Annotated in this window: 6 protein-coding genes; 4 read left to right on the top strand and 2 right to left on the bottom strand. The window is 71.6% G+C overall.

Annotated elements, in window-relative coordinates; translation table 11 throughout:
- Nucleotides 1–48 precede the first annotated feature (48 nt).
- Nucleotides 49–1,575: a serine/threonine-protein kinase gene (locus ACWGE1_RS22585; RefSeq protein WP_453422288.1), complete on the bottom strand. Its 1,527-nt coding sequence runs from the start codon at nucleotides 1,573–1,575 to the stop codon at nucleotides 49–51.
- 119 nt (nucleotides 1,576–1,694) lie between these two features.
- Between ACWGE1_RS22585 and ACWGE1_RS22580 the strand changes: the two genes are divergently transcribed.
- From ACWGE1_RS22580 to ACWGE1_RS22565, 4 genes are all read left to right on the top strand, one after another.
- On the top strand, nucleotides 1,695–3,656 hold the full coding sequence (locus ACWGE1_RS22580) for an FHA domain-containing protein (RefSeq protein ID WP_453422287.1): 1,962 nt from the start codon (nucleotides 1,695–1,697) through the stop codon (nucleotides 3,654–3,656).
- 343 nt (nucleotides 3,657–3,999) lie between these two features.
- Nucleotides 4,000–5,160 carry a nuclear transport factor 2 family protein gene (locus ACWGE1_RS22575; RefSeq protein WP_453422286.1) on the top strand — a complete coding sequence of 387 codons (1,161 nt, stop codon included), beginning with the start codon at nucleotides 4,000–4,002 and terminating at the stop codon, nucleotides 5,158–5,160.
- Between the two features lie 141 nt (nucleotides 5,161–5,301).
- Entirely contained in the window at nucleotides 5,302–6,027 is a 726-nt protein-coding gene (locus ACWGE1_RS22570) for a 4'-phosphopantetheinyl transferase family protein (RefSeq protein ID WP_453422285.1), read from the top strand.
- Nucleotides 6,028–6,178: 151 nt separating this feature from the next.
- The gene (locus ACWGE1_RS22565) at nucleotides 6,179–7,414 is read left to right on the top strand and encodes a cytochrome P450 (RefSeq protein ID WP_453422284.1); all 1,236 of its coding nucleotides are present in this window, start codon (nucleotides 6,179–6,181) and stop codon (nucleotides 7,412–7,414) included.
- 66 nt (nucleotides 7,415–7,480) lie between these two features.
- Here the strand turns inward: ACWGE1_RS22565 and ACWGE1_RS22560 are convergent, their stop codons facing one another.
- On the bottom strand, nucleotides 7,481–8,542 hold the full coding sequence (locus tag ACWGE1_RS22560; protein WP_453422283.1) for a serine hydrolase domain-containing protein: 1,062 nt from the start codon (nucleotides 8,540–8,542) through the stop codon (nucleotides 7,481–7,483).
- Nucleotides 8,543–8,830 lie beyond the last annotated feature (288 nt).

The raw sequence follows: 8,830 nt of genomic DNA, 5'->3' as shown, positions 1-8,830 counted from the left end.
CCTACGGACAGCGCGTCGTCCCTACGGTCACCGGGTGACCGACCGCGATCAGCCGGTGCAGGTGATCGAGAAGGGGACCGGGTTGGAGGTGGTGCGGGCGGGGCTCTGGAGTTCCACGGCCATTCCGGTGGTCAGGGTGCCTGCCTTCGCGTAGGTCGTCAGCCGCACGGTGTCGTGCCCGGTGGGGTTGGCCTTGTCCCCGATGGACATCGTGCGCCAGTGCGGATCCACCACCGAGCCGTCGCCGGACACCCAGCGATAGGAGATCAGGGTGGGCTCGGAGGCTGTGAAGGTCGCGGTGAAGGCCGGGGCCCGGCTCTCGGGGGTCGGGCAGCTGCCGGTGTAGGTGGTGTTCGCGCCCGCCACCGACATCCGTACGCCGCCCGCACCGGAGGTGGGGTCCTCGTCGTTGCCGGTGAGGGCATAGCCCACCGCCCCGGCGGCGATCAGTACACAGGCGGCCGCGGCGAAGGCCGCCGCACGGCGCTTGCGGGACGGGGCGGCGGGCTCTGCCGCGGTCGGGTGCGCGGGCGGGGCGGGCTCCGGGGTGGTGTCGGGCGTCTTCGGCGTGGGAAGTGCCGCCGTCGCCGTGGCTGCCGCTTCGGGTTCCGCCGGGGCCTGCAGGACGCGGGCGGCGGCGGTGGTGGCGTCCGGTTCGTGGGCGATGTCCCGCAGGGCCGCGGCGGCCTCGGCGGCGGGGGTCCGCTCGGCCGGCTCCTTGCGGAGCAGTCCGGCGATGACCGGGGCGAGCGGCTCGGCCCGGGTCGGCACCGGCGGTTCCTCGTCGACGACGGCCCGCAGGGTGCTGAGCGCGGTGTCCTGCCGGAACGGGGTGACCCCCTCCACGGCCGCGTACAGCAGCACGCCGAGGGACCACAGGTCCGCCTCGGGGCCGGAGGGGCAGCCCAGCGCCCGCTCCGGCGGCAGGTACTCGGGCGAGCCGACCAGCTCGCCCGGCATGGTCAGCTGGGTGCTGCCCTCGACCATCGCGATGCCGAAGTCGCTGAGCACCACGCGCCCGTCCTCGGCGAGCAGCACGTTGGCGGGTTTCACATCGCGGTGCTCCACCCCGACGGCGTGCGCGGCGCGCAGGGCGCTCAGTACCTCCGCGCCGATGCGCGCGGCATGCCGGGGTGTGAGCGGGCCCTCGGCGCGCAGCAGGTCGGCCAGCGACTGCCCGCGGATCAGCTCCATGACGATCCAGGGCCGGTCGTCCTCCATGACCACGTCGTGGACCGTCACCACATTGCGGTCGGGTATCCGGGCCGCCGCCCACGCCTCCCGCTCCAGCCTGCTGTACATGCGCGCGATGTCGTCGGCCCGCAGATGGGCCGGGGCCCGGACCTCCTTGACGGCGACCTCGCGGTGCAGCGTCTCGTCGCGGGCCCGCCACACGGTGCCCATACCGCCCTCGCCGAGCCGGGACAGCAGCCGGTAGCGGCCGGCGATCAGCCGTTCCCCGCCCGGTACATCCGGTGCGGCCGCGGTCCTGGCCGTGCCCGTGGTGGGGGCCGTGCCCACGGTGGTGGCCGCGAGCGTGCTCTCCGTCACGGTCTCGGATTCCTCGTTGTGCATGGGGGCGGTTCTCCTCTGATCGCCTACCGACGCCAACACCACGTACAAACCGGGACCCCCGGTTCACGAAGAGACAGAAAACTTTCGAAAATGATTGAACCGAACACCTTCGCGATGGCGTGTTGCTGTCGTACGAGCAGTCAGCAGGCATCTTTTTCAAGGAGTGTGGAGTGCCTTCGGTCATCGTTGGAAGCGCGGGTCCCTTTACCGGGCAGAGCGTGGTTCTGGGCAGCGAGCCCCTCAGCTTCGGACGCAAGAGCGACAACGTCGTCGTGATCGTCAGCCCCAGCGCCTCCCGGCTGCACGCCGAGATCCTTGACGAGGACGCCGGTTTCGTCCTCTACGACCGGGACAGCCGGAACGGCACGTTCGTCAACGATCAGCGCGTCACGCGGCATGTACTACGCCCGAACGACTGCATCCGGATCGGCGATGAAACGTTCCTCTACGAGGACCAGGACGCCATGGAGACGGTCATGGACCTCTCCCTCCTGGACGCGCCCCGGCCGAGCGCCGCGGACCCCGGCACGCTGCGGGTCACCATCACCGGCGGCGGCCCGGTGGGCCTCGCCTTCGCACTGGCGCTCGACGAGATGCTTCCCGGGCGGACCGCCATCACCCTCTACGACGGGCGCTGGACCAGGAAGGGCTCCTCGGTCGTCTGGAAGGACGAGACCCAGGGGAACTTCCGCCGCCAGCAGGTGGTGACCGTCCAGAGCCGGCAGTACCTCGCCCTGCCCGAGGAGGTGCTCGCCGCCCTCTTCGACGACGAAGGCGCCTACTCCGAGATGTGGCCCGTCGGCCCCGACTCGGTCGACGGCCGCCCGCCCCGCAACATCCGGATCGCCCACATCGAGGACCGGCTGCTGGACCTGGCCAACCGGAAGTCGTCGATCCGCCTGGTTCCCAAGCGTTTCGACGTGGCGGAGGAGCAGAACCGGATCACCCAGGATCACGTCCTGGTGGTCGCCGAGGGCGGCCGCTCCCGCACCCGGGAGCACTACGCCGACCGCTTCGGCGCGGCCGACGCCTCGATCTACTCCCTCGACGGCGAGCACCTCCAGGACGTCGTGCTGGGCCTGCGCGTCAAGTCGAAGCTGCCGGACCCGATGAGCGTGCTGCTCACCGTGTCGCAGAACCGGTTCCTGCTCAACTCGCTGCGCGGCGAGGGCTTCCTGAACATGCGGCTCACCCGGGAGGAGGTCAAGAACGTCATCGGCATCGACCCGGTCCGCCACGTCTTCGAGGAGTGCATCGCCGCCCGCCCCTGCCTGATGAGCCGGCAGGAGGAGGACAGCGAGTTCCGCTGCCCCACCCACGGCACCCTCTTCCTGCCCGCCCTGCTCCGCGGTTCCCCGCTGTGGAAGGAGATCCGGCAGGGCCTGCGTCTGTTCGGGGTGGCCGAGGAGGACCTGTCCGCGATCACCTCGTTCCGGCTGGACATGGTGCAGCGTCCGCGGTTCACCGCACAGCTGCACAGGCCGACCACGACCACTCCCGGCACCTACGGCTTCCTGCTGGGCGACGCCGCCAACGCCATCCACTTCTGGCCGGGCCGTGGCCTCAACAGTGGTCTCGCATCAGCCACTTCGCTGGCCCGCTCGCTCAGCCGCGCCTGGCAGGGCAAGCCGCTGCGGGACGCCGACTTCATCCGGCACGAGGCGGCAATGTCCATGCTCCAGTACCGGCACAAGAGCCGGGCCTGGAACGCCATGGTGACCACCGACGAACAGGGCGTCACCCGCGCCATCAAGGACATCATCGCGGGCAGCACCGATGCCGGCGGGGGTGCGGCTGCCGGTGGCGCGGACGGGAGCGACCTGGACGCACTGCTGGACCGGATGGCCGGAATCCGCGAACGGCTGGCACCCCGGATGCCCGGCCTGCCGGACGACGGGGAACTCCGCTCCCACCTCGCCCCGATCGCCCCGGCCACCCTCCGCACCCTGCGGGAGAGCGGCGCCTGGGACACCCTGATCGTCGGCGGCGAGGAGGCCGACATCGACCTCTTCTACCAGTCGGACTCCCCCGTCTTCGTCCCCCGCCCGATCGACCCCCGGAGCCCCTCCCCCGTCGGCTGACCTGTGCGGCGTGCCGGTCGGTCTGTCTGTCTGTCTGTGGTGTTCGCGCGCCTCGCTCGCCGGGGGCGAATCGGATGCTTCCTCTTCCTCGGCTCCGATCACCTCGAGGGCCGGTTCATGGGGGACTGCAGCTGAACGCTCCTCGTTGAACGCCCCAACACCTCGTCGGCGGCGGCAGCCGCAGCCGCCGCCGATGGAGACCCGATTCGACACATGGTCACGAAAATCCGCCACACCGTCTGTTCCGTGGCACCGGCATGACCAGTCGGTATGCGTATCTCGCAGAGCCGGCCTGCGAGATATGCGCTTGTCGCAGCCATTGCCGTGCACCAATCTGGCGTCCATGACCTCACCAGACACAATCGCCGTCCTTGGTTTGGGGCGCATGGGCGACGCGATCGCGACCCGACTGGCTGCCAAGGGCCGGGACGTCGTCGGCTGGACGCGCTCCGGGCGCACGTCGAGCGCCGTCAGGACGGCCGGCGATCCACAGGAAGCCGTGGCGAAGGCCGAACTCGTGCTCCTGGCATTGTTCGACGGTCCGGCGTGCCGACAAGTCCTCGAAGACGTCCGTGGCTCGTTGCGAGCAGACACGATCGTGCTGAACACCAGCACCATCGCCCCCACCGAAGCGTCGGAGCTGGCCCGGTACATCGGCGAGTCCTACGTCCACGCGCCCGTGCTCGGCTCCGTGCCTGCGGCCTCGGCCGGCACCCTGCAGATCCTCGCCGCTGCCCGCCAGGACACCTTCGACCGAGTGCGGCCGGTCCTGGAAACGCTGGGCACCGTGCGGCGCGTCGACGACGCCTCCACTGCCGCTTCGCTCAAGCTGATCGCCAACAACAGCCTCGCAGGTGCCGTCCTCGCGCTGCGCGACTCACTGCGGCAGTCCGATGCCCTCGGCCTTCCCCGCGCCCAGGCGCTGGACATCCTCGAACTCGGCCGGCTCGGCGAACTCGTGGCCCGCAAACGCCCGTTTCTCATCGGCGAGTCGGGCGCGGTCACGGCTGAGTTCACCATCGGCGCGCTGGCCAAGGACATGGCTCTTCTGGCCGCCGCGTCGAACACCCCACTGCGCAGCGCAGCCAGTCCGGCCGACCCCTCTGCCGACCCTGAGTCCGACATCGCTGTTGCTGCCACGGTCCCCGCCGTGCCGGATGCCGTGCTCGAACCGCTCCGCGCCTACATCCACGGACATGCCACCGGCGACCCGACTCACTTCCGGAGCGCGTTCCTGCCCACCGCCCACATCGAAGGAATCCGGGACGGCGCATTCGTCTCGTGGCCCCTGGACGAATACTGCGCGCTCTTCCACGGCCGACCGGCCGCCGACGAACCGACCCGGTCTCGCCGTATCGACACCGTCGACGTCCACGGCACCGTCGCGACCGCGACCATGACGCTCTCGCACGGCGCGGACACGTTCACCGACATCTTTCTGCTGGTCCGCGCGGTCGAGAACGGCTGGCGCATCGCCAACAAGGCCTATCACCGGCATTCCTGAGAGGGCGGGGCCGAGTGGCAGTGCGTCTCCGCACCGGCGGTCCCGGCGTCCTCGTCGGGCGCGCACGGCAGGATCCGCGCGTTGTCCTGTGCGAAGCACCCTCACACCCATCCGTCGGCCCCCTCGTCTACCCTCGGTCGGATGATCGAGTACGTGAACCGACTCGGCCCCGGCACACCCCGGACCGGACCGGCCCCCACCGGCACCACCGCCATAGTGTGGTCCCTGGACATCACCGCCCACACCATCGGCGGCCACCGCGTCGAGGACGCACACGCCGTCCTCGACGCCGAGGAACGCGCAAAGGCCGCTCGCCTCCTGCGGCCCGACGCACGCCACCGCTACCTCGCCGCCCACCTCGGGCTGCGCATCCTCCTCGGCAGCCATCTCGGACTCCCCCCGCGTGAAGTCCCCCTCACCCGGGAGAAGTGCCCCTGCTGTGGCGGCCCGCACGGGCGCCCCGCCATCACCGACAGCGCGGTCCACTTCTCCCTCTCCCACAGCGGCGACCTCGCCTACGTCGCCCTCGCCGCACGCCCGGTCGGCGTCGACATCGAAGAGACCCCCTCCCCCGAAGCCGTCGCCGACGTCATCAACTCCCTCCACCCCGAGGAAACGGCCGAACTGGGCGCCCTCGCACCCGAGGAACGCCCCCAGGCGCTCGCCCGCGTCTGGAGCCGCAAGGAAGCCTGCCTCAAAGCCACCGGCACCGGCCTCGCCCTCGGCCTCACCGACCCCTACGTCGGCACCCACCCGACTCCGCCGCTCCTCACCGGCTACACCCTCACCGACCTCCCCGCCCCCGCCGGTTACACCGCCGCCCTCGCCACCATCAACCCGACCCCCACGCCGCCCGGCGCACCGTAGGCGCTGCGCGGCAGCGAACGCGGCCGGGCCCGTCGTGCGCCCTACCGGGCGGGGCCCGGTTCGGGCAGGATGACCCGGCCGACGCACGGCACGTCGCCGACGGCAACGGCGTTCCTGCCCGGTCCGTCCCGGCCGTGATACGGAGGTCCCAGTGACGTGGCACGAAGTCCAGGCACGGCGTGACGAGCTGTACCGCGACCCGTACCCGCTCTACGAGCGCGCCCGCCGGACCGAGGGGCTGACGTACGTGCCCGAGTTCGACGCGTGGTTGGTGGCGCGCGACCGGGAGGTACGGCAGGTACTGCTGCGGACGGAGGACTTCTCCTCGGCGAACTCGCTGCTGCCGGACGTCCCGCTGTCGGAGGCCGCCCTCGGTGTCCTGCCGCGGGGGTTCGGGCCCCGGCCCACCGTCGTGTCCTCCGACGGCGCAGCTCACCGGCGGCACCGGGCTCCGCTGAACCGGGGGCTGTCGGGCTCCCGGGTGGCGGCCCTGCTGCCGTACGCACGCCATTGCGCCCAGGAGCTGGTGGACGGCTTCGCCGCGGACGGGGCCGCGGAGTTGGTGGAGGCGTACGCCCAGCGGCTGCCCGGCCTGGTGATCGGCCGGCTCATCGGGCTGGACCCCACCGACGTGCCCTCGGCCGTGCGCGGCGGCTACCGGGCCGAGGAACTGCTGTTCCGGCCTCTGCCCCCGGAGGATCAGGTGGCCGCCGCCGAGGACGTGGTGGCGCTGCAGCACCTGCTAGACGAGTACGTCCGCGACCGGCGGGCCCGGCCCCGGGACGACCTGTGCTCGACCATGGTGGCCGCGCTCGCGCCCGGTGAGGGCGAGCTCGCCCTCGAGCAACGGCACGAGCTGGTGACAAGCCTGCAGAACCTCCTCATCGCCGGGTTCCTCACCACGGGCGCCCTCATCGGCACCACACTGCTGCACCTGCTCGGCGGCGACGACGATCGGCGGCAGTGGCGGATGCTCTGCGCCGATCCGTCGCTGATCCCGGCCGCGGTGGAGGAGGCCGCCCGCCACGACACCGCGATCCAGGCGTTCCGGAGGGTCACGACCCGGCCGGTGACCCTCGGCGGGACGAAGCTGCCCGCGGGTGCGGCCGTACTGGTGGCGTTCGGTTCCGCCAACCGCGACGGGGAGCGGTACGAGCGGGCCGGGGAGTTCGACATCACCCGGCCCGTGAACCGGCAGCACCTCGCCTTCGGGCACGGGCCCCACGGGTGTCCCGGATCCCGACTGGCCCGCGAGCAGCTCCGTCTGACGCTGGAGCTGCTGACGCGGCGCCTGCCGGAGCTCCGGCTGGACCGGGACCGGCCGGCGCCCAGAATGCGGCCCACGCTGATACACCGTTCCCCGGAGGCGCTGTACGTGACCTGGTGAGGGGGCGATGGTGTGAGGACTCGCCGGGTGCGGGTCCACACGTGGATCGGTGTGACCGCGTTCCGCTCAGCTCGGCTTGGAGGCGTGCGCCGTCTGCAAGGTGCGCAGGAGGTCGAAGGCCGGCCGGTCCACCGGGCGTTGGGTGTTGCCGAGAGCGATGACGGCCAGTGCCTTCTCCGGATCGAAGCCCACGAAGGAGGAGAAGCCGCCCGTTCCTCCGTTGTGCCAGATCTGCAGGTGGGCGCCCTGCCGCGGGTGGAGGCGGTGCGCCATCCACCCCAGGTGCACCCAGGCGAAGGAGCTCGTACGGTGCTCGACGCCCCGGCTCAGACGGATCGCCTCGGCGAGCTCCGAGGGGACGGGACCGGCGGCCAGCTGGGCCCGTACGTAGGCCACCAGGTCGGTCGCGGTCGACCGCAGGGCGCCCGCTCCGGCCAGGTCGGCAAGGTGCCAGGGCGTGACGGGCCGCCCGCGGCGGCTGTGGCCCTGGGCCGAGCGTTGCGAGCGCGGATCGTCCACGGACACGAGGGTGTCGGACATCCCCAACGGGGCGCAGATCTCCCGGGTGATGAGGGTCTCGTACTCCGTGCCCGCGCGGCGGGCGAGGGCAAGTCCCAGCAGTCCGGCTCCGAGGTTGGAGTAGCGGAACCGCTTCCCCGGCGTGGCCCCCAGCCGCGTCCGGGCCAGCCCGGACAGCAGAACGTCGGCCGTGCAGCCGGCGTAGGGATCCGGCGTCGACGGCCGCAACAGGAACCGGAGCAGCATGCCTCTGGGCAGTCGCGGCAGGCCGGACGTGTGCGTGGCCAGGTGCTGCAGGGTGATCCGCCGGCCGTCCCGCGACGGTACGTGGGTCCCGTCGGGCAGCAGATCACCGAGCGGCTCGTCCAGGCCCGCCCTGCCGTCGGACGCCATGCGCGCCAGGGCCAGGGCGGTGAACGTCTTGGTCACCGAGCCGATTTCGAAGAGTGTGTCGGGGCCGGGGGTGGTCCGTCCGTGGTCCGCACCGGTGCGGCCGGAACCGCGGATCTCGACGAGGTCTTCCGCCACCACGGCCACCACCGCGCCGACGTGCTGCTCGGCCAGCCGGTCAGCGGTCTGCTGGGCGAGGGTTCCGATTTCTTGTGCCATGACGGACATCCTGGTGGCGCTCTCCTCCCGACCCGTGCGCCCTGATGATGATTTCCGGCCTTCGCCACTCAGACCTGAGCGGTACGGGGCGTCGCCGGGCCGGACGCGTGAGTTCAACGGCGCTCGGAGTCGAGGGAAGTTCTCCGCGCGCTCCGACCGCGCTTCAGTTCGAGAATTCAGAGCCTCGATTCCGGGGCATTGCTAGAACACCGGCGCTGTCCCGGCGCGCAGTCGGAAGGGGCCGACGGCACTGTGCCGACGGCACTGTCGTGGTGGGGCCGATCACGA

This window comes from Streptomyces sp. NPDC054932 (assembly GCF_053610205.1).
The sequence above is the reverse complement of the archived record's forward strand: the minus strand, read 5'-3'. Positions and strand labels throughout refer to the sequence as shown.